This is a genomic window from Pseudomonas sp. S2_H10, assembly GCF_054668285.1.
In genome coordinates, this window is record NZ_CP162754.1 from 2,512,113 (window position 1) to 2,535,619 (window position 23,507).

Annotated in this window: 22 protein-coding genes; 10 read left to right on the top strand and 12 right to left on the bottom strand. The window is 59.7% G+C overall.

Annotated elements, in window-relative coordinates:
- Nucleotides 1-3 precede the first annotated feature (3 nt).
- From AB4O16_RS11065 to AB4O16_RS11075, 3 genes are all read left to right on the top strand, one after another.
- A complete protein-coding gene (locus AB4O16_RS11065; protein WP_160387011.1) occupies nucleotides 4-1,149 on the top strand; it encodes a DUF1120 domain-containing protein in 1,146 nt (381 codons plus the stop codon).
- A gap of 83 nt (nucleotides 1,150-1,232) precedes the next feature.
- Complete coding sequence (locus AB4O16_RS11070; protein ID WP_160387010.1) at nucleotides 1,233-1,847, top strand: DUF1120 domain-containing protein; 615 nt, start codon at nucleotides 1,233-1,235, stop codon at nucleotides 1,845-1,847.
- A gap of 82 nt (nucleotides 1,848-1,929) precedes the next feature.
- Nucleotides 1,930-2,580 carry a DUF1120 domain-containing protein gene (locus tag AB4O16_RS11075; protein ID WP_160387009.1) on the top strand — a complete coding sequence of 217 codons (651 nt, stop codon included), beginning with the start codon at nucleotides 1,930-1,932 and terminating at the stop codon, nucleotides 2,578-2,580.
- A 7-nt stretch (nucleotides 2,581-2,587) separates the two neighbouring features.
- Here AB4O16_RS11075 and AB4O16_RS11080 read toward each other — a convergent pair whose 3' ends face one another.
- The 6 genes from AB4O16_RS11080 to AB4O16_RS11105 form a co-directional block, all read right to left on the bottom strand.
- The gene (locus tag AB4O16_RS11080; protein WP_460157722.1) at nucleotides 2,588-3,898 is read right to left on the bottom strand and encodes a CynX/NimT family MFS transporter; all 1,311 of its coding nucleotides are present in this window, start codon (nucleotides 3,896-3,898) and stop codon (nucleotides 2,588-2,590) included.
- Complete coding sequence (locus AB4O16_RS11085; protein ID WP_460157723.1) at nucleotides 3,888-4,547, bottom strand: FadR/GntR family transcriptional regulator; 660 nt, start codon at nucleotides 4,545-4,547, stop codon at nucleotides 3,888-3,890. Before AB4O16_RS11085 ends, AB4O16_RS11080 begins: the two co-directional genes overlap by 11 nt.
- Before the next feature lie 262 nt (nucleotides 4,548-4,809).
- Nucleotides 4,810-5,574 carry an amino acid ABC transporter ATP-binding protein gene (locus tag AB4O16_RS11090; protein WP_160387006.1) on the bottom strand — a complete coding sequence of 255 codons (765 nt, stop codon included), beginning with the start codon at nucleotides 5,572-5,574 and terminating at the stop codon, nucleotides 4,810-4,812.
- Nucleotides 5,575-5,604: 30 nt separating this feature from the next.
- Nucleotides 5,605-6,702: an amino acid ABC transporter permease gene (locus AB4O16_RS11095; protein WP_460157724.1), complete on the bottom strand. Its 1,098-nt coding sequence runs from the start codon at nucleotides 6,700-6,702 to the stop codon at nucleotides 5,605-5,607.
- A gap of 10 nt (nucleotides 6,703-6,712) precedes the next feature.
- Nucleotides 6,713-7,894 (bottom strand): amino acid ABC transporter permease, encoded by a 1,182-nt coding sequence (locus AB4O16_RS11100; protein ID WP_460157725.1) that lies wholly within the window; start codon nucleotides 7,892-7,894, stop codon nucleotides 6,713-6,715.
- A 65-nt stretch (nucleotides 7,895-7,959) separates the two neighbouring features.
- Nucleotides 7,960-8,991: an amino acid ABC transporter substrate-binding protein gene (locus tag AB4O16_RS11105; RefSeq protein ID WP_110657923.1), complete on the bottom strand. Its 1,032-nt coding sequence runs from the start codon at nucleotides 8,989-8,991 to the stop codon at nucleotides 7,960-7,962.
- Nucleotides 8,992-9,459: 468 nt separating this feature from the next.
- Between AB4O16_RS11105 and AB4O16_RS11110 the strand changes: the two genes are divergently transcribed.
- The 5 genes from AB4O16_RS11110 (at nucleotide 9,460) to AB4O16_RS11130 (ending at nucleotide 14,758) form a co-directional block, all read left to right on the top strand.
- The gene (locus AB4O16_RS11110; protein ID WP_160387003.1) at nucleotides 9,460-10,116 is read left to right on the top strand and encodes an alpha/beta hydrolase; all 657 of its coding nucleotides are present in this window, start codon (nucleotides 9,460-9,462) and stop codon (nucleotides 10,114-10,116) included.
- Nucleotides 10,117-10,214: 98 nt separating this feature from the next.
- The gene (gene rhlB, locus AB4O16_RS11115) at nucleotides 10,215-11,705 is read left to right on the top strand and encodes an ATP-dependent RNA helicase RhlB (protein ID WP_460157726.1); all 1,491 of its coding nucleotides are present in this window, start codon (nucleotides 10,215-10,217) and stop codon (nucleotides 11,703-11,705) included.
- 123 nt (nucleotides 11,706-11,828) lie between these two features.
- Nucleotides 11,829-12,773 carry an ornithine cyclodeaminase family protein gene (locus tag AB4O16_RS11120; RefSeq protein WP_460157727.1) on the top strand — a complete coding sequence of 315 codons (945 nt, stop codon included), beginning with the start codon at nucleotides 11,829-11,831 and terminating at the stop codon, nucleotides 12,771-12,773.
- Between the two features lie 125 nt (nucleotides 12,774-12,898).
- Nucleotides 12,899-14,026, top strand: coding sequence for an NAD(P)/FAD-dependent oxidoreductase (locus AB4O16_RS11125; RefSeq protein ID WP_460157728.1), 1,128 nt, complete (start codon nucleotides 12,899-12,901; stop codon nucleotides 14,024-14,026).
- Between the two features lie 90 nt (nucleotides 14,027-14,116).
- A complete protein-coding gene (locus AB4O16_RS11130) occupies nucleotides 14,117-14,758 on the top strand; it encodes a helix-turn-helix transcriptional regulator (protein WP_460157729.1) in 642 nt (213 codons plus the stop codon).
- Nucleotides 14,759-14,864: 106 nt separating this feature from the next.
- On the opposite strand, the gene AB4O16_RS11135 is transcribed toward AB4O16_RS11130, so the two are convergent.
- From AB4O16_RS11135 to AB4O16_RS11160, 6 genes are all read right to left on the bottom strand, one after another.
- Nucleotides 14,865-15,641: an ABC transporter substrate-binding protein gene (locus tag AB4O16_RS11135; RefSeq protein ID WP_460157730.1), complete on the bottom strand. Its 777-nt coding sequence runs from the start codon at nucleotides 15,639-15,641 to the stop codon at nucleotides 14,865-14,867.
- Between the two features lie 304 nt (nucleotides 15,642-15,945).
- Nucleotides 15,946-16,398, bottom strand: a complete 453-nt coding sequence (gene moaE, locus AB4O16_RS11140; protein ID WP_095965503.1) for a molybdopterin synthase catalytic subunit MoaE — start codon at nucleotides 16,396-16,398, stop codon at nucleotides 15,946-15,948.
- A gap of 3 nt (nucleotides 16,399-16,401) precedes the next feature.
- Nucleotides 16,402-16,644 (bottom strand): molybdopterin converting factor subunit 1, encoded by a 243-nt coding sequence (gene moaD, locus AB4O16_RS11145; protein WP_075945584.1) that lies wholly within the window; start codon nucleotides 16,642-16,644, stop codon nucleotides 16,402-16,404.
- On the bottom strand, nucleotides 16,641-17,114 hold the full coding sequence (moaC, locus tag AB4O16_RS11150; protein ID WP_007972660.1) for a cyclic pyranopterin monophosphate synthase MoaC: 474 nt from the start codon (nucleotides 17,112-17,114) through the stop codon (nucleotides 16,641-16,643). The genes moaD and moaC overlap by 4 nt, the downstream gene beginning before the upstream one ends.
- Before the next feature lie 232 nt (nucleotides 17,115-17,346).
- Nucleotides 17,347-18,741, bottom strand: a complete 1,395-nt coding sequence (locus AB4O16_RS11155) for a PhoH family protein (RefSeq protein ID WP_103396283.1) — start codon at nucleotides 18,739-18,741, stop codon at nucleotides 17,347-17,349.
- Between the two features lie 335 nt (nucleotides 18,742-19,076).
- Entirely contained in the window at nucleotides 19,077-20,201 is a 1,125-nt protein-coding gene (locus AB4O16_RS11160; protein ID WP_460157731.1) for a polysaccharide deacetylase family protein, read from the bottom strand.
- Between the two features lie 256 nt (nucleotides 20,202-20,457).
- Here AB4O16_RS11160 and yaaA point away from each other — a divergent pair, with 256 nt between their 5' ends.
- Both yaaA and AB4O16_RS11170 read left to right on the top strand, forming a co-directional pair.
- Nucleotides 20,458-21,237, top strand: a complete 780-nt coding sequence (gene yaaA, locus AB4O16_RS11165) for a peroxide stress protein YaaA (protein ID WP_150715465.1) — start codon at nucleotides 20,458-20,460, stop codon at nucleotides 21,235-21,237.
- An 823-nt stretch (nucleotides 21,238-22,060) separates the two neighbouring features.
- Nucleotides 22,061-23,377 carry a nucleotide sugar dehydrogenase gene (locus tag AB4O16_RS11170; protein ID WP_160386616.1) on the top strand — a complete coding sequence of 439 codons (1,317 nt, stop codon included), beginning with the start codon at nucleotides 22,061-22,063 and terminating at the stop codon, nucleotides 23,375-23,377.
- The last annotated feature ends 130 nt before the right edge of the window (nucleotides 23,378-23,507 follow it).

Consider the following 23,507-nt stretch of genomic DNA (forward strand, 5'->3'; position numbering starts at 1 on the left):
CCCATGAAGCTTTCCCACCCGCTGCTGTTGGTACTCGGCACCTTGATGTCGAACGCACTTGCGCCACAGGCCTGGGCGTTCGCCGATGAGTGCCAACTCACCCTGAGTCAGCCGGACGTTGACTTCGGCGTCGTGAATCGGGCGCTTCACACCCCTGCCTCCCAGGAGCTGACCCTGGGAGTGCAGCGGTTGAGCCTGAACCTGAGCTGCAGCCAACCCGCTGACATGACCCTGTTCTACCGCGCCATCGCCGCCGCGACCGCCGAGCGCTTTCGCTTTGCCGAACACGGCAGCTATGCCCTGCGCATGAGTGAGGCCCAGCTCGATGGGCAAGCAGTGGACCTGGGCCTGATTTCCGCCGTCGGCCAAGTACCCGAAGAAACCGCTCCGAGTCTGCTTTGGCGACCACAGCAAGCACTGGTTCCGGTTCGGGGCGGTGTGGCGGTGCAAGGTCAAAGCCTGTCGGCGCAACTGGAACTGACGGCCTGGGCGCAGGAAAAAGCCTTGCAGGTACGTGATGCCGTGGTCTGGGAAGCCAGCGGTCTGTTCGACGCGGTCGCTATGGGCCGCTCAAGGGAAATAACCCTGCGCGCCAGTTTCGCGCCCACCGCGTGCAACGTGGAATTGTCCAATGGTGGCCAGGTGGATTTCGACCAGCTATCGAAAAACGATCTGAACCCCGACAAGAGCACCCGGCTGCCTCCCAAGGATCTAACCCTGCGGGTTGACTGCGATGCCCCTGCGAAATTTGCCCTGGTCATGCATGACAACCGCCCAGGCACGGCAACGGTCAACAGCGAGATTTACTACGGGCTGAACTTGGATAACCACGGCAACAAGATTGGCCTGTACTCGTTGAATGTCGATCCCGCCAACGCCAGCGCGGACAGTTTTGCCCGCGTGTACCGGACCGACTCCACCACCCAGGGCGCGGCCTGGAGCAGCTCCAGCTCGAACCCCATACCGATCGCCGGGAAAAGCTACCTGGGCTTTACCGACAGTGCCGCCAGCACCGCCGGCCCGGCCTGGATCCAGAACCTCACCACCACGGTGACGGTCGATGCCGTCATCGCCCCCACCACAAGCCTGGACCTGAGCACCGCCGTTCACCTCGACGGCTCAGGGACGATCGAAATTCTTTACCCGTAACACCCATCCGACCTTGTGGAATACGCGGTGCAATCTCGCGCCCCGGGCCATTCAAGGTCAACAACAGCAAGGAAGTTTCACCGATGAAAAAGTACTTCGCAGCACTCACCACAACAGCACTGATCAGTGCTGCACCTTTTGCTCTCGCAGCGTCGAGCACCGATCTGACGGTTACAGGCATCATCACGCCAGTCGCTTGCACGCCCTCCTTCACCGGCGGCGGTGACATTGAAATCGGCAAGATCTCGTCAGGAGACCTTAACCAAGACATCAATACGCTGGTAGGGTCCGATCCGATTCAACTGGTCGTAAACTGTGATGCTGCGACCAAGTTCGCACTGAATCCAATTGACAATCAACCCGGCACATCAATTGGTGACTGGTTTGGCCTTGGTCTGACCCCTGACGACGAAAAGTTGGGCTTCTTTTTCCCCAAAGTCGTGCAAGTCAAAGAAGGGGCAACTGCGCTGGACGCAATCAAATCAAACGACGGCGGAACAACCTGGGTGAAAGCAGGCGACGCTCAAGCGGGATGGCTTCTGTCCGTTGCCGCTACAGGCGGCAGCGCACCGATTGATGCAAAAGATGTCACCTTTGATTTTGAGATCGACACCTACATTGCCCCAGCCAAAGAGCTGACCCTGAAGACAGACGTCACCATTGATGGCTCCGCGACGTTCGAAGTGAAATACCTCTAAGTACCAAGGTGCTGAACCATTCGTTACTTGAATGAACGGGTGGTTCAGCACCTATACCTTCTTCTCAAAAAGGAATTTAACGATGAAGCGTATCCCTATGACCGTGACTGTCGCGCTAATGGTGAGCGCGGCGACTTGCGCCCTGGCGGCGTCTACCGTGGACCTGACAGTCAACGGCCTCATCACTCCGGTCGCCTGCACCCCGATCTTTTCCAACAACGGTCTTGTCGACTACGGAAAAATCTCCCGGCAGGACCTGAACGTCGACAAAAGGACGCAACTGCGTGACGAGTCCCTCGACCTCAACATCAGCTGCAACACAGCTGCCCGTTTTGCATTGAAAATGCGCGACAACCGCGAAGGCTCGGCCATCGTCAACAGTGAGATCTACTATGGCCTGAACTACGACCGAAGCGGCAACAGGATCGGTCTGCATTCGCTGTACTTCGATCCCGCCAGCACCATAGTGGACGCTGTGCCGCAGGTGTATCGAACCGACTCCACCACTGGAGGGCGGGCGTGGAGTTCATCCAGGTCCAGCCGCATACCGATCGCCGCCAGAAGCTATCTGGGCTTCACCGATGTGGCGGGCAGCACCGCCGGTCCCGTCGCGATCAGGAACCTGAGCAGTCGGGTCACTCTCGTCACCATCATTGCCCCCACATCGACGCTGGACCTGAGTGACGATGCAATACTCGACGGTTCCGCGACCCTGGAGATTGTCTATTTATAGACGTGCGTCACGGCTGAGTTTTCTCACTGTCGACTTGCACATACAGCGCTCGTCCGGCACCCAGTCCGGCGATGATCGCACCCAGGCCGATAACGCCGAAGATCCAGCCCACCGCCGTCCAGCCGCCGGTCCAGTCATGCACGATACCGACTGCGAACGGCCCCATGGACGCCAACGTGTAACCGAAGCCCTGGGCCATGCTCGACAGGTTCGCCGCGACATGAGAGTCCCGCGAGCGCAGCACGATCAGGGTCAATGCCAGACTGAACGTGGCACCCTGTCCCAACCCCAGCACGATCGCCCAGCCCCACAAGCCGTCGATCGGCGCATACAGACAACCGAACAGACCAGCGAGGGTCAGCGCCATCACGATCACGATCGCCGGGCGCTGATCCTTGCCGCGTGTCGCCAGCCATGGCGCGGCCAGGGAGCTGACCAGTTGCACGATTACCGATCCCGACAGCACCAGGCCGGCCTGGGTCGGGCTCAGCCCGCGACCGATCAGGATCGACGGCAACCAGCCGAACACGATGTAGGCCAGGGACGATTGCAGGCCCATGTACAGGGTCACCTGCCAGGCCAGCGGGTCACGCAATAATCCGCGCACGCGGTAGGCGACGTTGTGCGAACCGTGCTTCTGGCCGACTTGCGGCAACCAGAACAGCGCGGCGACCAATGCCGGAATGACCCAGAAGCCCAGGCCCAGCGCCCAGCTTTTATCGAAATGCTCACTGAGCGGCACGGTCGCACCCGCCGCCATCGCCGCGCCCAGGCACAGGGCCATGGTGTAGACGCCGGTCATGGTCCCGGCCTGTTTCGGGAAATCGCGCTTGACGATGCCTGGCAGCAACACGCCGATCACGCCGATGCTGGCACCGGCGAGCACGCTGCCGGCAAACAGGCCGATCTCACCGAACGAACTGCGCAGGATAATCCCGCCCGCCAGGGTCAGCAGAATGCCCAGCACCACCCGCTCGGCACCGAAACGACGCGCCAGCACCGGCGCCAATGGCGCAAACAGGCCGAGGCAAAGCACCGGCAGCGTCGTCAGCAAACCGGCCTGCGATGCAGACAAGCCAAGGGACTTCGACACTTCACTGAGCATCGGCGCCATGCTCGACAGCGCCGGACGCAAGTTCAGCGCCACCAGAACCAGGCCCAGCAGCAACAGCCACGGCCGGCGTAGAACCGGGTGGGTTTGCTGGACCTGTTCGTCATCGGCTTCGGCGTCGATCAGCAGTTCTTCCAGCTCGGCCGAACGTTTCGGGGCTGTGGATAGATCACTGCGCGGCATCGGCTTATCGGTTTCAAGGTTCATTGATCAACTGCCTCGACAGGGATTTGGCCCGCTCAGGGTCGCGTTGTTCGACGGCATCGAGCAATTCGATGTGCAGGTCGAACACTTCCTGACGGCGCGGGACGATGCTCAGGGTCTGGCGCAACTGCGCGCCGACGATGCTGGAGAAATAGCGATACAACTCGCTGAGGGTCGGATTGTGCGCGGCGTCCACCAACCGGCGGTGGAACACCAGATCGCAGGCGATGTAGGTATCGAGATCACCGTGATAGTGGCTGCCGCTGACACCCAGGGCCTCGCGCAATGCCACAAGGTCTTCATCGGTGCGGCGCATGGCTGCCAGGCCAATGGCCTCGACTTCAAGGATGTGCCGGGTTTCCCGGGCCTGCTCAAGGGAGCAACGGGACAGCGCCTTCAAGGTATCGAGCGGATCGACCACCGCCCGCAGATAACTGCCGTCACCCTGACGGATTTCGATCAACCCGGAAAACGCCAGCACGCGCATGGCTTCGCGCACGGTGTTGCGGCTGATGCCCAGCTCGGCGGACAGCTCGGGTTCGGTGGGCAAACGCTGGCCCACAGTCCAGGCACCTTGGTTGATGCGCTGGCGCAGTTGGTCCAGGGCCTGATCGACCAGGGATCGTTTTACCAGTGGAGAGATTTCAGACATGGAGTTCGCCCTTTCATCCAATCATAGGATGAATTTTCTGACATGTTAGTCAGCTAACGACCACCACACAACCCCCGTGTAGGAGCTGGCTTGCCAGCGAAAGCGGTGGATCATTCACTGGAGATGCCGAATGGGAAATCGCCATCGCTGGCAAGCCAGCTCCTACAGGGGCGGTAGGTGGTGTATCCGTTCCATGGGCAGGAATCGCAGGCAAAAATAAACCCGGAACTCGGTCCGGGTTTATTTCAGCGCCAGGGTTCGATCAATGCAGAATCTGGCTCAGGAACAGCTTGGTACGCTCATTCTGCGGGTTGTCGAAGAAGTCGTTCGGCGCAGCCTGTTCGACGATTTCGCCCTTGTCCATGAAGATGACGCGGTTGGCCACGGTGCGGGCGAAGCCCATTTCGTGGGTTACGCAGAGCATGGTCATGCCGTCTTCGGCCAGGCCGATCATGGTGTCGAGCACTTCCTTCACCATCTCCGGGTCGAGCGCCGAAGTCGGTTCGTCGAACAACATGATTTTCGGTTTCATGCACAGCGCGCGGGCGATCGCAACACGCTGCTGCTGGCCGCCGGACAGTTGCCCCGGGTATTTATGCGCCTGCTCCGGAATGCGTACGCGTTCCAGGTAGTGCATGGCGATTTCCTCGGCCTTGCGCTTGGGCATCTTGCGCACCCACATCGGTGCCAGCGTGCAGTTCTGCAGGATGGTCAGGTGCGGGAACAGGTTGAAGTGCTGGAACACCATGCCGACTTCACGGCGGATCGCTTCGATCTGCTTGAGGTCGTTGGTCAGTTCCACGCCATCGACCACGATGCGGCCCTGCTGGTGCTCTTCCAGACGGTTGAGGCAGCGGATGGTGGTGGACTTGCCCGAACCCGATGGGCCACACAGGACGATACGCTCGCCCTGCTTGACGTTGAGGTTGATGTCTTTCAACACGTGGAACTGGCCGTACCACTTGTTCACGCCCTGCATCTGAATAATGCCTTCAGGGCTCACAGGCTTTTTATTTGCTTCGCTCATAAAAGAACTTCCTAAATTAGGTACGGCGCTTCAGCGCTTGTGGCCTGTGTCGAGCTTGCGTTCCAGATGCATGGAATAGCGCGACATACCAAAACAGAAAATCCAGAACACCAGGGCGGCGAACACATAGCCTTCGGTGGCCATGCCCAGCCATTTCGGGTCGGCGGCGGCTTGCTTGACGCTGTTGAGCAGGTCGAACAGGCCGATGATGATCACCAGGCTCGTGTCCTTGAACAGCGCAATGAAGGTGTTGACGATGCCGGGGATCACCAGCTTCAGGGCTTGCGGCAGAATCACCAGGCCCATGCTGCGCCAGTAACCGAGGCCCATCGCCGCGGCCGCTTCGTACTGCCCCTTGGGAATCGCTTGCAGACCACCGCGCACCACTTCGGCCACGTAGGCCGACTGGAACAGGATCACGCCGATCAGGGCCCGCAGCAGCTTGTCGAAGTTCATGCCTTCAGGCAGGAACAGCGGCAGCATCACCGAGGACATGAACAGCACCGTGATCAACGGCACGCCGCGCCAGAATTCGATGAAGGTCACGCAGACCACACGAATCGCCGGCATGTTCGAACGACGGCCCAGCGCCAGGACAATCCCCAGCGGCAGCGCACCGGCGATGCCGACGGTGGCGATCACCAGGGTCAGCATCAGGCCGCCCCACTGGCTGGTCGCCACGGCGTCCAGACCCAATACGCCGCCATGCAGCAGGCACCAGGCAATGATCGGGTACAGCACCAGGAAGCTCAGCCCGTACACCGCTTTATGGCGAAAGCGCGAGATGAACAACGGCGCCACGCCGACAATCGCCAGCCACACCGTCAGGTCCACGCGCCAGCGCAATACCGGTGGGTAGTAGCCGTACATGAACTGGCCGAAACGCTGCTGGATGAACACCCAGCAGGCGCCTTCCTTGGTGCAGTCGGCGCGGGTCGTGCCGACCCAGTTGGCGTCGAGGATGGCCCACTGCAGGATCGGCGGCACCACCAGGTAGATGAGGTAGAACGCAAACAGGGTCAGCAGGCTGTTGAGCCAGCTGGAGAACATGTTCGCGCGCATCCACGCCACCACACCGATGCTGCTGCTCGGTGGAGGCATGTCAGGTTTGAAAGTATGAGTGCTCATGCGCTTTTCCTTACCGCTCGATCAGCGCAATGCGCTTGTTGTACCAGTTCATCAGCAGGGAAATGCTGATACTGATCGCCAGATACACGCTCATGGTGATCGCAATCACCTCGATCGCCTGGCCGGTCTGGTTGAGCACGGTCCCGGCGAACAGCGAGACCATTTCCGGATAACCGATACCGGCCGCCAGCGAGGAGTTCTTCGCCAGGTTCAGGTATTGGCTGGTCAGCGGCGGGATGATCACGCGCAGGGCTTGCGGGATGATCACCTTGCGCAAGGTCGGGCCGTTGCGCAGGCCGAGGGAATGCGCCGCCTCGGTCTGGCCGTGGCTGACCGACTTGATGCCCGAACGGACGATCTCGGCGATGAACGCCGCGGTGTACACCGTGAGGGCCAGGGTCAACGCCAGCAGTTCCGGGATCAGCACCCAGCCACCGACGAAGTTGAAGCCTTGCAGCTTCGGCATTTCCCAATGAACCGGTGCGCCGAAGACCAATGCGCACAGCGCCGGGATCACCAGGAACAGCGCCAGGCCGCCCCAGAACTTGTGGAACGGCACACCGGTGGCTTCGAAGCGTTTGGTCGCCCAGCGGTTCATCAGCACGATGGCGACGATGGCCACCACGATGCTGATCACAAATGGCCAGAAACCGTCCGCCATCAACGCCGCCGGCATGTTCAGGCCACGACTGCTGACAAAGAAGGTGTCGCCGAAGTTATGGCTGTTGCGCGGCCCCGGCATGGTCAGGAATACCGCGAAGTACCAGAACAGGATCTGCAGCAGCGGCGGAATGTTGCGGAAGACTTCCACGTACACCGTCGCCAGCTTGGCGATGATCCAGTTCTTCGACAGCCGCGCCACACCGACGATGAAACCGAGGATCGTTGCCAGGATCACGCCGATGAAAGTCACCAGCAAGGTATTGAGCAGACCGATGACAAACACGCGGGCGTAAGTGTCCGCTTCGGTGTAGTCGATCAGGTGTTGAGCGATGCCGAAACCGGCACTGCGCTCCAGAAAGTCGAAACCGGAGGTAATGCCCCGGTGTTGCAGGTTGGTCTGGGTGTTATCGAACAGATACCAGCCCATCGAGACCACCGCGACAATGGTGATGATCTGGAATAGCCACGCACGCACTTTCGGATCGCTGAGGCTGAGCCTCTGCTTTGGTGCGCCGATTGAATTTTGCATGAAGTGCCCCGCAAATAATGGAACAGAACATCACCCGGTGGTTGGCCCACCGGGTGACAGAACCATCAGCGCACTGGTGGTGCGTATTGAATGCCGCCAGCGTTCCACAGAGCGTTCAGCCCGCGGTCGATTTCCAGCGGGGTGTCCTTGCCGAGGTTTTTCTCGAACACTTCGCCGTAGTTGCCTACTTGCTTGATGATCTGCACGACCCAGTCTTTCTTCACTTTCAGGTCTTTGCCGTATTCACCGTCGGTACCCAGCAGACGGGCAACGTCAGGGTTCTTGGTGCCCTTGGCTTCGGCTTCGACGTTCTTCGAAGTGATGCCGGCTTCTTCAGCGTTGAGCATGGCGTAGCCAGTCCAGCGCACGATGGCCAGCCACTCGTCGTCGCCATTACGCACGACCGGGCCCAGAGGTTCCTTGGAAATGGTTTCCGGCAGAACCACGTAATCCTTCGGCGAAGCCAGCTTGCTGCGCTGGGCGAACAGCTGGGACTTGTCGGAGGTCAGTACGTCGCAACGACCGGATTCCAGCGACTTGGCGCTTTCATCGGAGGTGTCGAAAGTGATCGGGGTGTACTTCAGGCCGTTGCCGCGGAAGTAGTCGGAAACGTTCAGCTCGGTGGTGGTACCGGCCTGGATGCAGATGGTTGCACCGTCCAGTTCCTTGGCGCTCTTCACGCCCAGCTTGTTGTTTACCAGGAAGCCGATGCCGTCGTAGTAAGTGATGAAGCCAGGGAATTTCAGACCCATGCCAGCGTCACGGGAGCTGGTCATGGTGGTGTTGCGCGACAAGATGTCGATTTCGCCGGACTGCAGCGCGGTGAAGCGCTCCTTGGCGTTCAACTGGCTGAACTTGACCTTGGTCGCGTCGCCGAAGACAGCGGCCGCTACTGCACGGCAGTAGTCAGCATCGATACCGACGATCTTGCCGGTGGAATCCGGAACCGAGAAGCCTGGCAGACCATCGCTGACGCCACACTGCACGAAACCTTTCTTCATCACTGCATCCAGGGTTGCACCCGCCTGGGCAAACCCGCTGACACCGAGTACTGCGGCTGCAGTCACGATAGCCAGGGTGGATTTCAACATCTTCATTCAAACCTCCAGTTTTGCTCTTGTTGTGTCGGAGCGTGAGTCCTGTCGCACCCTTATGAGGCGTAGTCGACCCGAGTTGGCTTGTTTTGGGGTCAACCGACGTAAGACGTTAGCTATGAGTCTAGTAGGAGAAAATCCACATCATGGAAAACTCACTCTCACCAGGCGGCCGAACGGGCTGTAGCCCTTTCACGTTCGCGAAGCCCCGTAGCGGCCCTTGGCGAACATCCATCACCGGATTTTTTTCAATCCCACTAATAACCTTGGCCTGATAGTGTTACCGACAGACGTGGGATTTTTCATACAGACTTCGCCATAGCAAAGCCCGTACCACACCGCTCTCCGAAGCGGTTCAGCTGCAGGTCAATAGCAAAACTTGTAACCTTGCGACATCTTCGTAACTGATCAACCAGACACGCACACAGCCCTCGCACTCAATGAGAGCGCACGCACATTTTTGGAGCAGCCATGACCAACCCCTTGATTCTTGAACCCGTCAAGACCGCAGACGCCTGCGTTATCTGGCTGCATGGCCTGGGTGCCGACCGCTATGACTTCCTGCCGGTGGCCGAAGCGCTGCAGGAAAGCCTGCTGAGTACCCGCTTCGTTTTGCCCCAGGCACCGACCCGCGCCGTCACCATCAACGGCGGCTACGAGATGCCGAGCTGGTACGACATATTGGCCATGAGCCCGGCGCGCGCGATCAATCGCGAACAACTCGAAGAGTCGGCCAACTGGATCATCGAACTGATCGAAGCCCAGAAGGCCATCGGAATAGACGCCTCGCGGATTTTCCTGGCAGGCTTTTCCCAGGGCGGTGCGGTGGTATTCCACACGGCGTTTGTGAAATGGCAGGGACCACTGGGTGGCGTAGTTGCCCTTTCTACTTATGCACCGACCTTCAGCGACGAACTGGAACTGTCCGCCAGCCAGCAGCGAATTCCGGCGCTGTCGATGCACGGCCAGTACGACGATGTGGTGCAGAACTCGATGGGACGCAGTGCCTACGAGCATCTGAAGCGGCATGGTGTCACCGTGACATGGCAGGAATACCCAATGGGTCACGAAGTGTTACCCGAGGAAATTCGCGATATCGGCGCCTGGCTCACCGAGCGCCTGCGCTGAACACTGATGTTTAAAAACACCCTTTGATCCATCCCCCTACGCCGCGCCCGATTCTTGCATTACACTGGCCGGCGTACATTCCTTAACCAATTGATGAGATGACCGTGCTCAAAGCACTCAAGAAAATGTTCGGTAAAAGCGAGACTGAGCAACTCGCGCCAGTTCCCAGCGCTGCGTCTCACGCTCCCGGCCACCGCACCGACGGCAATCCGTCCGAACGGGCCACGACCACGACGGCACCCAGGCATGAGCCGAAGACCGCAAACGCTGTCCAGCCTGCGGCAGTGACAGCCCCGGAGCAGCCGCTCAGCGAAACGCCGAAACCCGCCAAACCGCGCCGCGAACCCAAGCCCAAGGCGCCGGTCATCCCATGGAAACTCGAAGACTTCGTCGTCGAGCCTCAGGAAGGCAAAACCCGCTTCCACGATTTCAAGCTTGCCCCCGAACTGATGCACGCCATCCAGGACCTGGGCTTCCCGTATTGCACGCCGATCCAGGCCCAGGTGCTGGGTTTTACCCTCGCGGGCAAAGACGCCATCGGCCGCGCCCAGACCGGTACCGGCAAAACCGCTGCGTTCCTGGTCTCGATCATCACCCAGTTGCTGCAAACCCCGCCGCCGAAAGAGCGCTACATGGGTGAGCCGCGGGCGCTGATCATCGCGCCGACCCGCGAACTGGTGGTGCAGATCGCCAAGGACGCCGCCGACCTGACCAAGTACACCGGCCTCAACGTCATGACGTTCGTCGGCGGCATGGACTTCGACAAGCAGCTCAAGCATCTCGAAGCCCGTCACTGCGACATCCTCGTGGCCACGCCGGGCCGCCTGCTGGACTTCAACCAGCGCGGCGACGTGCACCTGGACATGGTCGAAGTGATGGTGCTGGACGAAGCCGACCGCATGCTCGACATGGGCTTCATCCCGCAAGTGCGCCAGATCATTCGCCAGACGCCGCCGAAATCCGAGCGCCAGACGCTGCTGTTCTCCGCGACCTTCACCGAAGACGTGATGAACCTGGCCAAGCAATGGACCACCGACCCGTCGATCGTCGAGATCGAGTCGCAGAACGTGGCCAACGAAAACGTCGAACAGCACATCTACGCGGTGGCCGGTGCCGACAAGTACAAACTGCTCTTCAACCTGGTCAACGACAACGGTTGGGAGCGGGTCATCGTCTTCGCCAACCGCAAGGATGAAGTGCGACGCATCGAAGAGCGCCTGGTACGCGACGGCATCAACGCCGCGCAACTGTCCGGCGACGTGCCGCAGCACAAGCGCATCAAGACCCTGGAAGGCTTCCGCGAAGGCAAGATCCGCGTTCTGGTCGCCACCGACGTGGCCGGTCGCGGCATCCACATCGACGGCATCAGCCACGTGATCAACTTCACCCTGCCGGAAGTGCCGGACGACTACGTGCACCGCATCGGGCGTACCGGTCGCGCTGGTGCCGATGGCGTGTCCATCAGTTTTGCCGGTGAAGACGACTCCTACCAGTTACCGTCCATCGAGGAAAAACTGGGACGCAAGATCAGCTGTGAGACACCACCGACGCATCTGTTGCGGGCGGTTGAGCGCAAGCGCCCTCATTAAACGACGCTGAAAAGACAAGCGCAGCCGGAAACGGACTGCGCTTTTTTTTCGCCTGGATATTGTCTGATACAACTAAAAGTCCATAATAGACAAATTAGTTTAATTTCCATCCCGGAGCCGACCATGTCCAGCACGCCCCAAGTGATCACCCAGAACCAGGCTCGCGAGTTGCTGGCGCAAGTCGACGTACCGCAGATCCTGCGCAACATGTTCCGTGACCTGGCGTGCGGGCAGGCAGTGCAACCGTCGCAGCAACTGGTGGAGTTCCCACAGGGTGCCGGCGACTTCATCAACTACCTGGGTGTGTTGGCCGAAGACGGCGTGTACGGGATCAAGACTTCGCCCTACATTGTCCGTGAACAGGGGCCATTGGTGACCGCGTGGACGCTGCTGATGTCGACGCAGACCGGCCAGCCGCTGTTGCTGTGCGACGCCGGTGAACTGACTACCGCACGCACCGCCGCGACCACCGCAGTAGCGGTCGATGCCCTCGCGCCACCCACCGCCAATCGGCTTGCCATCATCGGCAGCGGCAAAGTGGCCCAGGCGCACCTGCATTACGTGAAAGGCCTGCGCGACTGGCAGAGCATCAGTCTGTACGCGCCGAACCTGAGCGATGATGCCAAGACCGTGAGCCTGCTGAAAAACATCGAGCCACGCCTGAACATCCTCGACAGTCGCGAAGCCGCCGTTGCGGACGCCGACGTGATCATGCTTTGCACCTCCTCCCCCGGCCCGGTGATCGACCCGTCTCACTTACACAAAGCGGCGCTGATCACCTCCATCAGCACCAACGCCCCGCGTGCCCACGAGGTGCCGCCGCAAAGCCTCAACGACATGCACGTGTTCTGCGACTATCGCCTGACCACGCCGGGCTCGGCCGGCGAAATGCTGATCGCCGGCGAACAACACGGCTGGGACAAGGGCGCGATTGTCGGCGACCTGCCGGACCTGATCAGTGGAAAAGTACAGCGCCCGGACTATGACCGACACGTGTTCTTCCGCTCGATCGGCCTGGGCCTGGAAGACATTGCGCTGGCCAATGCGATCTATCGCCTGTCTCACTAACACCACAACCTCTGTAGGAGCTGGCTTGCCAGCGATGCAGACGCCGCGGTCCATCAGATAAACCGCAGCGATGCCATCGCCGGCAAGCCGGCTCCTACAGGGAAAACCAATAACAGGAGACATTCATGAGCCAGGCAGACTTCATCATCATCGGCGGCGGGATTGCCGGAGCTTCCACCGGTTTCTGGCTGTCGCAGCACAGCCGCGTGATCGTGCTCGAACGCGAATCCCATCCGGCCTATCACTCCACCGGACGCTCGGCGGCGCTGTACACCGCTGCCTACGGCACTCCGCAAGTGCGGGCATTGACCCTGGCCAGCCGCGACTTTTTCGACAACCCGCCCGTTGGCTTCTGCGAACACCCGCTGCTGACCCCGCGCGGCGAGATGACCGTGGATCTCACTGGCGATCCGGATGAACTGAACAGGCAATACCAGAGCGCGAAAGCCACCGTGCCGGAGATGCAATTGCTCGACGCCGCCGAGGCCTGCGCGTTGGTGCCGATCCTGCGCCGGGAAAAAGTCCACGGCGCGATCTACGATCCGACGGCTACCGACATCGACACCGATGCCCTGCACCAAGGCTATCTGCGCGGTATCCGCCGCAACCAGGGCGAAGTGCATACCGACAGCGAGGTCGTCAGCCTGAGTCGCGACGACCAAGGCACATGGCACGTCCAGACCGGCACTCAGACCTTCAGCGCCCCGGTCATCATCAACGCCGCCGGCGCCTGGGCCGACAAGATCGGTGAATTGGCCGGCGCGAAACCACTGGGCCTGCAACCGAAACGCCGTGCCGCGTTCATCTTCGCCGGCCCCGAAGGCGTGGACATCCACCATTGGCCGATGCTGGTCAGCCTCGACGAATCCTTCTACATGAAACCTGATGCCGGCATGTTCCTCGGCTCGCCGGCCAACGCCGACCCGGTGGAGCCTCACGACGTGCAGCCCGAAGAGCTGGACATCGCCATGGGCATCTACCAGATCGAAGAAGCCACGACCCTGACCATCCGCCGCCCGACCCGCACCTGGGCCGGCCTGCGCAGCTTTGTCAGCGACGGCGACCTGTTGTCGGGTTTCGATCCACGGGTACCTGGCCTGTTCTGGGTCGCGGCGCAAGGTGGTTACGGCATCCAGACTTCGCCGGCCATGGGCCAGGCCAGCGCTGCGCTGGTACGCGGTGAAGCGTTGCCCGAGTCGCTTGGCCGTTTCGGCCTGAATGCCGAAATGCTCTCCCCTGCCCGCCTCGGCTGATCCTGATCCTCAGGTGACGTGCCCATCCGATTACGGCACACTTTCAGTGCCCCTTTGATGGGGCGCTGACGCTGCCTGGAGTTCCACCGTATGAACGCCCCCGAAAAAGACCCGGCCCTGGACGACACGTCCCTGGATAACTTCCACGCGATCGCCGACGCCATCGCCACGTTGTTCTTTCCCCACGCCGAAGTGGTGCTGCATGACCTGCGCACGCAAAAGGTCGACTACATCGCCAACAACCTGTCCAAGCGGGTAATCGGCGACGACTCGGCGCTGGAAGACATGCTCAGCGAGGATGCCAGCGAACGAAACATCGGGCCGTACGAAAAGCTCAATTGGGATGGTCAGAAAATTCGCAGCCTCAGCACCGTTTTGCGCGACAGCGAGGGGCATCCGCTGGCGGTGCTGTGCATCAACCTGAATATTTCGTTGTTCGAGAATGCCAAGGCCGCCCTGGACCTTTTCCTGTCGCCGACCAAACTGATCCCGCAACCGGATGCACTGTTTCGCGATGACTGGCAGGAGCGGATCAACACCTTCCTCCACGCCTGGCTGCGCGAACGCCAGTTGAGCCTGAATCTGCTGACTCGCGACCACAAGCGGGAACTGGTGCTGGCGTTGCACGCCGAAGGCGCGTTCAAGGGCAAAAGCGCCTCGAACTACGTGGCCAATGTGCTGAACATGGGCCGGGCGACGGTGTACAAGCATTTGAAGGAATTGAAGGGCTGAAGATTTGCAGGGATTGTTCCGGCCTCATCGCGGGCAAGCCCGCTCCCACAGGGTACGGTGTACACCGATCCACTGTGGGAGCGGGCTTGCCCGCGATGGCAATCTATCAGTCGCCGTAAATATCTGACTTGAAATACTTGTCGGAAATCTTCTGGTACTCGCCACTGCTGCGAATCCCGTCAATAGCCGTGTTCAGCTCGCTGACCAGCTCAGTGTTACCCTTGCGCACCGCAATGCCGGCACCCTCGCCCACATACTTCGGATCTTTCAGCTCCGGCCCGACAAAGGCATAACCTTGGCCACGCGGCATCGACAGGAAGTCATTGAGCGGAATGGTGTCGGCAAAAATCGCGTCGAGGCGACCGGCTGCCAGGTCCATGTAGATTTCTTCGTTGTTGCTGTAGCGCTTGACGTTGATGCCCTTGGGCTCGAACACCTCGGTGGCGTAACGGTCGGTGGTGGTGGCGCGCTGCACGCCGACAGTCTTGCCCTTGAGGCTGGCGTACTGGTCATCCACCACCGCGCCGTCCTTCATCACCAGGCGCGACGAGGTGAAATAGTACTTGTGGGTGAAGTCCACCGACTTCTTGCGGTCTTCGTTGATGGTCATGGACGACAGCGCCATGTCGATTTTCTTCACCTTCAGGGAAGGAATCAGACCATCGAACTCGCCTTCGACCCACACACACTTGACCTTCATCTGCGCGCACAGGGCATTGCCGATGTCGTAGTCGAAACCGACGATTTCGCCTTTTTCGGATTTCGAGGCGAACGGCGGATACGCGGCTTCGATGCCGATGCGCAGGGTTTTCTCGGCGGCAAACACAGAACTGCACGCCAACAGGCTCAGGGCCAGACCGGTGATGAGGGGGAACTTCTTCATGTTCGTTTTCTCGCGGTTGTTGTTGGTTTGGCAAGACAGAAGAAAAAGCTGAAACGGGTGGAAACATTTTTGTACTTATAATTCCATACTGGACTTTTATGTATAAATCGTCAATGAGGCAAATGCAGCCCGTGCCGGCCGATGGTCGGGTGGCGGATCAGCAAGTTATTGGGTGAAGCAGATGGCCTCTTCGCGGGCAAGCCCGCTCCCACAGGGTTCTGTGTCGTACACAAATTTTGTGTTCACCAGATCCATTGTGGGAGCGGGCTTGCCCGCGAAGGCTGACTGGAGAACGCCGCAGGAATTACTGCTTCCAGCGATCCGCCGCCGCATGATCACTGTCACGCCCCTCGACCCAACGCGGTCCGTCGCTGGTGTTTTCTTTTTTCCAGAATGGCGCACGGGTTTTCAGGTAGTCCATGACAAAGGCGCAGGCATCGAACGCCGCCTGACGATGGGCACTGGCTGCGCCAACGAAGACAATCGGCTCGCCCGGTTCCAGAGCGCCGATGCGGTGCAGCACTTCCAGCTTGAGCAGCGGCCAGCGCTGCCCGGCCTCGATGGCGATCTTGCCGAGGGCCTTTTCAGTCATGCCGGGATAGTGTTCGAGGAACATCCCGGCGACGTCCAGACCGTCATTGAAGTCGCGCACGTAGCCGACAAAGCTCACCACCGCCCCCACGCCGACATTGGCGTCGTGCATGGCGTTGACCTCGGCACCCGGGTCGAACGGCGTGGACTGCACACGAATGGCCATGGCTCAGCCTCCGGTCACGGTCGGGAAGAACGCCACTTCGTCGCCCTCGCTGACCGGCTCGTCGAGCTGGCACAGGTCTTCGTTGCGGGCACACATCAGGTTTTGCTCGGACAACACCTCGGCACCGTCACGTTGAGCCAACAGCGCGCGGACGTCGTCGACAGTGGCGAAGTTGCCTTCGACCTTCACCGAGTCCAGCCCCAGCGCTTCACGATAACGAGCGAAAAACTTCACGGTAACGTTCATGGCTGCTCCGCCTGGAAATGCCCGCTCTTGCCGCCGACCTTCTCCAGCAGGCGCACGCTTTCGATGGTCATGCCGCGGTCTACGGCCTTGCACATGTCATAGATGGTCAGCGCGGCGACGCTGGCAGCGGTCAGGGCCTCCATCTCGACGCCGGTCTGCCCGGACAGTTTGCAGCGCGCCACGATGCGCACCGAATCGTCGCCTTCGGCACTGAGCTCGACCTTGACGCCGGTCAGCATCAGCGGGTGGCACAGGGGAATCAGATCGCTGGTTTTCTTCGCCGCCTGAATGCCGGCAATGCGCGCCACGGCAAACACATCACCCTTGGGGTGGCCGCCGCTGACGATCATCTGCAGGGTTTCGGGCAGCATGCGCACCAGCGCTTGGGCGGTCGCCTCACGGAACGTCACGGCTTTTTCTGTGACGTCGACCATGTTGGCGCGACCTTGGGAATCGAGATGAGTCAGCACGGGATTACTCCTGATCAGGAATCCCGATTGTAAACCTGCGGGTCAATTTTCCGCACGCATGATTGTCCGATGACATCGATTCCTGTGGGAGCGTGGCTTGCTCGCGATGGCATCAACGCGGTGTGACCGTTAAACCGCGGTGCCTGCATCGCGGGCAAGCCACGCTCCCACAGGATTTGTGTCCGACATAAAAAACCGGGCGACCTCGCGGCCGCCCGGTTTGGGTGAAGGATTACAAATGCGTTTCGGCGTATTCGGCCAGGATCGAGCGTGGTACCCCTTGCAGGGTGATGTGCACCCCGTTCGGGAAGTCCTTGAAACGTTCAGTGAGGTAGGTCAGCCCGGAGCTGGTCGCGGACAGGTAAGGGGTGTCGATCTGCGCCAGGTTGCCCAGGCACACCACTTTGGAGCCGGCGCCGGCACGGGTGATGATGGTTTTCATCTGGTGCGGCGTGAGGTTCTGGCATTCGTCGATCAGGATCAGGCTCTGCTGGAAGCTGCGGCCCCGGATGTAGTTGAGGGATTTGAACTGCAACGGCACTTTGCTGAGGATGTAGTCGACGCTGCCATGGGTGCTTTCGTCATCCATGTGCAAGGCTTCGAGGTTGTCGGTGATGGCGCCCAGCCATGGCTCCATTTTTTCCGCTTCGGTGCCGGGCAGGAAGCCTATTTCCTGGTCCAGGCCCTGCACGCTGCGGGTGGCGATGATGCGGCGATAACGTTTGCTGACCATGGTCTGCTCGATCGCAGCGGCCAGCGCCAGGATGGTTTTACCGGAACCTGCGGCACCCGACAGGTTGACCAGGTGGATGTCCGGATCAAGCAACGCGTACAACGCCAGGCTCTGATAGATATCGCGCGGCTTCAGGCCCCAGGCTTCCTGGTGCAGCAGCGGTTCCTGGTGCAGGTCGAGGATCAGCAAGCGGTCTTCTTCGATCTCCTTGATCCAGCCGACAAAGCCCTGTTCATCAATGATGAATTCATTGATATGCACCGCCGGCAGGTTGTCGATCAATTGCACCTGATGCCAGGTGCGGCCGTGGTCCTGACGGGTTTCGACCTTGCTCACACGGTCCCAGAAGGAGCCGGTCATGTTGTGGTAACCGTTGGGCAGCAAGGACACGTCGTCGACCAATTGGTCGGTGCTGTAGTCCTCGGCCGCAATCCCGCAGGCGCGCGCCTTGAGGCGCATGTTGATGTCTTTGGTGACCAGCACCACGGGCTTCTTCGGGTCGCGCGTATGCAGGTCGATCAGTTGGTTGATGATTTTGTTGTCGTTCAGGTGCTCGGGCAGAATCAGGTTCGGCTCGGCATGCTTGCTCATCAGAATTGACAGCAAACCCTTGGGTCCGCTTTTGCCACGCTGGATCGGCACACCCTGCTCTACGTCCTCGGGTGAGGCATCGCCCAGAGTCTTGTCGATCAGGCGGATGGCCTGGCGGCATTCGGCGGCAACGCTGTGATGCCCGCTCTTGAGCTTGTCGAGCTCTTCAAGCACGGTCATCGGGATCGCGACGTGGTGTTCTTCGAAGTTAAGCAGCGCGTTTGGATCGTGAATCAATACGTTGGTATCGAGTACATAAAGGATTGGCTGGTTGGAAGAAGAGCTACGTCCGTGATCATCCATACTCGGTCACCTTTGTGGGAGCCATTCGACGCAATACCTTGGCGGTGCTGCGCCTCGAAGTGACTGCCGAATACACCTGCGGGGACTCAAGTGTTCTGCCTACATGCGGGGTCTTGGAAGACGCCACCTGTGTTGCAGGTTTCGGCGGTCTGTCTTCGTAATACTCCAAAACGTGTGACAGAAAAAAGTACTTTGACGCTTTTTTGAAGTTTATTTTTCAGAATGACCAATAACACTTGGCGGACTGCCATCACCCGTTTACAGTCGGAAGTCAACCCGCAACAAATTCCCTTCCAAAATCGCCAAAAACCCAATGTTTACTGGGTTTGGCCGATTCAGCGAAACGCATCCTGGCAATCCTCCCAACCGATCCCGACCGGTGCCGTTTGCGTGACCAGCCACGGCAACGCCGTTTTCACTCCATCCTGCTTCACATTGAAATTGATTACCCCGTGGCGCCATAGCAGCATCAGCGTCAGCACCCGTTGCGCACTCGCGTTGCCCTTGAGTTTGCCGGCGCCGTCCTGGGCGTCGATGTCCCACAGCGCTACCTGCAGACCCTGAGCCTTGAAGAAGCCTTCGGCATCGGAACGACGCTGGCCGTCGGGCGGCCGGAACAGTGGCACGTAGTTCTCCGGCAGTTTGCTTCTGACCAGTTCGGCGCTGCGCCGCACCGAGTCCTGCCAGCCCTGCCAATAGCTGTGGGAGCGAAATTCCCAGCCCTGGATGCCAATGCACTGGGTCGAGTAGGTCGCTTGCAGGTCGCCCACCGAATGCTCGCCCAAACGGGCCTGGATGTCCTTGCCAAGGACGAAGAACGTTGCGCTCATGTTCGACTTGCGCAGGTACTCGGTGAGCCAGGCCGTGTTGTCCGGCGCGGCGTTGGCGGCGCTGTCGAAGGTCAGCAGGAACAGCCGGTCATGCATCTCGTCACCGGAGCGCTCATAGTCGCCGAAACGATCGACTTCGCTGCTGGTTTGCGGGAACAGCGCAGCCTTGCGCAACTGCTCGTCCAGGTACTGCGTGTGGAACACACGGCTCGGCTCGGCCCACTTGATGTAGTAGCTGTCTGCGCTGACCTGGAACTTGCCAGCCTGTTCACGCAGGGTCGGCATGTCTTCGACCAGAAAACAGAAGGAGGCATCCTGGTCGCAACTCTGTTGGGCGTAGTTGTAGTTGGCCAGTAGCCGCTGCCACATACGCTGGCGAACCCGGTTGACCGACTCCAGATTGATCGTGCGCAAGCCCAGGCGCTGGGCCAGGGCGGGTTCATCCAGCGACTCGCTGGCCAACAGCACACTGGAAAACATGAGGATCTCGGCCCTCGACGCCACGTCGAACAGCGTCGGGTTGCCGAGTTTTTCCGGCCAGGTGCTGCGATCAAGCGTGGCCACATCGCCCGGTGCCGCGATGGCGCCGAGGCTCAACAGCCAGATCGAGATGAGAAAAACGATACGCAATGGGATGTCTCCATAACAAAACCCGCGCGGCACTATAGCTGATCCAGACTCAACTCCCGCAGCAACACAGACCCTTGTAGGAGCGAGCCTGCTCGCGATGGAGTGTCAGGCACCGCTGTGTCGACTGACACACCATCGCGAGCAGGCTCGCTCCTACAGAGGTAGTGGCGAACCGGCCATCACCTATGGACGCGATAGCTGGAGTCAACGCCGACAACCCCCTAGAATCGCCGCCACGATTAAAGGAGACGACTTCATGCTGATGGTGATTTCACCCGCCAAGACCCTCGACTATGAAACACCGCCGGCGACCCAGCGCTTCACCCAGCCGCAGTACCTCGACCATTCCCAGGAGTTGATCCTGCAATTGCGCGAGCTGTCCCCGGCACAGATCAGCGAACTGATGCATGTTTCCGACAAGATCGGCGGGCTCAACGCCGCGCGTTTCGGCAGCTGGACGCCTGCGTTCACCCCGGAAAACGCCAAGCAGGCGCTGCTGGCCTTCAAGGGCGACGTGTACACCGGCATGAACGCGCAAACCCTCAGCGAAGCCGATTTCGATTACGCCCAAAAACACCTGCGCATGCTCTCGGGCCTGTATGGCCTGCTGCGCCCGCTGGACCTGATGCAACCCTATCGCCTGGAAATGGGCACCAAGCTGGCCAACGCCCGGGGCAAGGACTTGTATGCGTTCTGGGGCACACGCATCAGCGAATGGCTGAACGAAGCGCTGGTCGATCAGGGCGATGACGTGCTGCTCAACCTGGCGTCCAACGAGTATTTCTCGGCGGTCAAGCGCAACGCCTTGAACGCACGCATCATCAATACCGAGTTCAAGGACCTGAAGAACGGCCAGTACAAGATCATCAGCTTCTACGCGAAAAAGGCCCGTGGCTTGATGAGCCGATTCGTCATCGAAGAACGCATCAACGATCCGGCAGCCCTCAAGCAGTTCGACGTTCAAGGCTATCGCTACAGCGCCGAACAATCCAAGCCGGACAATCTGGTGTTTCTGCGCGATCACGCACCAGAGTGATGCACCCGGTCGGCGCACGACCTCCACCAACCCTCGTGCGCCGACCCTAGACTCACTTCAGCCTTCCCCGCCTTTTCGCCATTTTTATGGCGCCAGAAAAATACCAACCGATTTTCTAACTTTAGTTTCACTCGACTTCAATCTTTTTTTTGCGTAGTGGCACTGACTTTTTTTAACAGTGGTGGCACAAAAATATCCCATCCAATGAACCGCCTTTATATAAAGGGCGAAACGGCAAGTGCTATCAATTTGAGAGCAGTGCCATCTTTGTCAATATTTCAAGAAATTTCAGATTTCACGATGGGCGGACTGGAACTATGTCCAAACGTGCCGCTCATACCACCGGTAACGATTCTCGCCGAACGTGTACGAGATAACTTACGCAGATAAGAGATTCGTGTAGCCAAGTTGTAATACAAACTTGCGCTGACTAATCACTGATTTGGACAACAGCGAGCGGACAGGAGATAACGCGGTATGACTATCCCCTACAAGGCCACGGCAGCGCCCTTATAAACGTGCTCACCCGAGCACCAAACCGCCTGATCCACGGGCTTTCGGCCTGACATCACGCGTGTAATACCTTTGCGCCAGTATCCCCGAAAAGAGGATCGGCTGCATAACAGGGCAAATCATAACAACAAGGCCTAGTTGCGCACCCCTTGAGTGCATTTATTTAGACACTCGTAATTCATATGCCAGCACACGGCATTGTTGCGCCTGTAAGTCGCACTTGCGAGTGCACTTTAACCGCTGCACACCATTAACTCTGGCCATCTAATGGCTCGATGTATACAGGCTTGATAATAGAGAGGTAATTGCGATGCGCATCAGCATTTTTGGTTTGGGTTACGTCGGCGCAGTCTGTGCCGGTTGCCTGTCTGCACGGGGTCATGACGTCGTTGGCGTCGATGTGGCCAAAGACAAGATCGATATGATCAATGCCGGCAAATCGCCGATCGTTGAACCGGGCCTGGGCGAACTTCTGTCCCAGGGCATCCAGACCGGTCGTCTGCGCGGCACCACCAACTTCGCCGAGGCGATTCGCGACACCGACCTGTCGATGATTTGCGTCGGTACGCCGAGCAAGAAAAACGGCGACCTGGAACTGAACTACATCGAGGCCGTGTGCCGCGAAATCGGCTTTGTCCTGCGTGACAAGTCCACCCGCCACACCATCGTCGTGCGCAGCACCGTGCTGCCGGGGACCGTGGCCAACGTGGTCATCCCGATTCTCGAAGACTGCTCCGGCAAGAAGGCCGGCGTTGATTTCGGCGTGGCCGTGAACCCTGAGTTCCTGCGCGAAAGCACCGCCATCGCCGACTACGACCAGCCGCCAATGACCGTCATCGGCGAGTTCGACAAAGCCTCTGGCGACGTTCTGCAATCGCTGTACGAAGAGCTCGACGCACCGATCATCCGCAAGGACATCGCCGTCGCCGAGATGATCAAGTACACCTGCAACGTGTGGCACGCCACCAAGGTCACCTTCGCCAACGAAATCGGCAACATCGCCAAAGCGGTCGGCGTCGACGGTCGTGAAGTGATGGACGTGGTCTGCCAGGACAAGACCCTCAACCTGTCCCAGTACTACATGCGCCCGGGCTTCGCTTTCGGCGGCTCGTGCCTGCCAAAAGACGTGCGTGCCCTGACCTACCGCGCCGGCTCCCTGGACGTGGAAGCGCCGTTGCTCAACTCGCTGATGCGCAGCAACGAATCCCAGGTGCAGAACGCTTTCGACATCGTCTCCAGCCACGACAAACGCAAAGTCGCCCTGCTGGGACTGAGCTTCAAGGCCGGCACGGACGATCTGCGCGAAAGCCCGCTGGTCGACCTGGCGGAAATGCTGATCGGCAAGGGCTACGACCTGAGCATCTACGACAGCAACGTCGAATACGCCCGTGTTCACGGCGCCAACAAGGACTACATCGAGTCGAAGATCCCTCACGTCTCGTCCCTGCTCAACGCTGACTTCGACGATGTGATCAACAACTCCGACGTGATCATCCTCGGCAACCGCGACGAGAAATTCCGCGCCCTGGTGCAGAACGTTCCGCACGGCAAGCAGGTGATCGACCTGGTCGGCTTCATGTCCAAAGCCACCAGCGTGGCTGGCCGGACTGAAGGCATCTGCTGGTAAGCCCCCTGTAGGAGCGAGCTTGCTCCGGGCGGCGCTCCGACGATGCACCTGAGAACACCGCTGGGTATCAGATACCCAGCGTCATCGTTGGCGACCATCGCGAGCAAGCTCGCTCCTACAGGTTTGTACG

What these genes read in the sequence shown, in the direction of transcription:
- AB4O16_RS11065 (WP_160387011.1), top strand. Translation starts at nt 4, where the DNA reads ATGAAGCTTTCCCACCCGCTGCTGTTGGTACTCGGCACCTTGATGTCG.
- AB4O16_RS11070 (WP_160387010.1), top strand. Translation starts at nt 1,233, where the DNA reads ATGAAAAAGTACTTCGCAGCACTCACCACAACAGCACTGATCAGTGCT.
- AB4O16_RS11075 (WP_160387009.1), top strand. Translation starts at nt 1,930, where the DNA reads ATGAAGCGTATCCCTATGACCGTGACTGTCGCGCTAATGGTGAGCGCG.
- AB4O16_RS11080 (WP_460157722.1), bottom strand. Translation starts at nt 3,898, where the DNA reads ATGAACCTTGAAACCGATAAGCCGATGCCGCGCAGTGATCTATCCACA.
- AB4O16_RS11085 (WP_460157723.1), bottom strand. Translation starts at nt 4,547, where the DNA reads ATGTCTGAAATCTCTCCACTGGTAAAACGATCCCTGGTCGATCAGGCC.
- AB4O16_RS11090 (WP_160387006.1), bottom strand. Translation starts at nt 5,574, where the DNA reads ATGAGCGAAGCAAATAAAAAGCCTGTGAGCCCTGAAGGCATTATTCAG.
- AB4O16_RS11095 (WP_460157724.1), bottom strand. Translation starts at nt 6,702, where the DNA reads ATGAGCACTCATACTTTCAAACCTGACATGCCTCCACCGAGCAGCAGC.
- AB4O16_RS11100 (WP_460157725.1), bottom strand. Translation starts at nt 7,894, where the DNA reads ATGCAAAATTCAATCGGCGCACCAAAGCAGAGGCTCAGCCTCAGCGAT.
- AB4O16_RS11105 (WP_110657923.1), bottom strand. Translation starts at nt 8,991, where the DNA reads ATGAAGATGTTGAAATCCACCCTGGCTATCGTGACTGCAGCCGCAGTA.
- AB4O16_RS11110 (WP_160387003.1), top strand. Translation starts at nt 9,460, where the DNA reads ATGACCAACCCCTTGATTCTTGAACCCGTCAAGACCGCAGACGCCTGC.
- rhlB (WP_460157726.1), top strand. Translation starts at nt 10,215, where the DNA reads ATGACCGTGCTCAAAGCACTCAAGAAAATGTTCGGTAAAAGCGAGACT.
- AB4O16_RS11120 (WP_460157727.1), top strand. Translation starts at nt 11,829, where the DNA reads ATGTCCAGCACGCCCCAAGTGATCACCCAGAACCAGGCTCGCGAGTTG.
- AB4O16_RS11125 (WP_460157728.1), top strand. Translation starts at nt 12,899, where the DNA reads ATGAGCCAGGCAGACTTCATCATCATCGGCGGCGGGATTGCCGGAGCT.
- AB4O16_RS11130 (WP_460157729.1), top strand. Translation starts at nt 14,117, where the DNA reads ATGAACGCCCCCGAAAAAGACCCGGCCCTGGACGACACGTCCCTGGAT.
- AB4O16_RS11135 (WP_460157730.1), bottom strand. Translation starts at nt 15,641, where the DNA reads ATGAAGAAGTTCCCCCTCATCACCGGTCTGGCCCTGAGCCTGTTGGCG.
- moaE (WP_095965503.1), bottom strand. Translation starts at nt 16,398, where the DNA reads ATGGCCATTCGTGTGCAGTCCACGCCGTTCGACCCGGGTGCCGAGGTC.
- moaD (WP_075945584.1), bottom strand. Translation starts at nt 16,644, where the DNA reads ATGAACGTTACCGTGAAGTTTTTCGCTCGTTATCGTGAAGCGCTGGGG.
- AB4O16_RS11155 (WP_103396283.1), bottom strand. Translation starts at nt 18,741, where the DNA reads ATGGATGATCACGGACGTAGCTCTTCTTCCAACCAGCCAATCCTTTAT.
- yaaA (WP_150715465.1), top strand. Translation starts at nt 20,458, where the DNA reads ATGCTGATGGTGATTTCACCCGCCAAGACCCTCGACTATGAAACACCG.
- AB4O16_RS11170 (WP_160386616.1), top strand. Translation starts at nt 22,061, where the DNA reads ATGCGCATCAGCATTTTTGGTTTGGGTTACGTCGGCGCAGTCTGTGCC.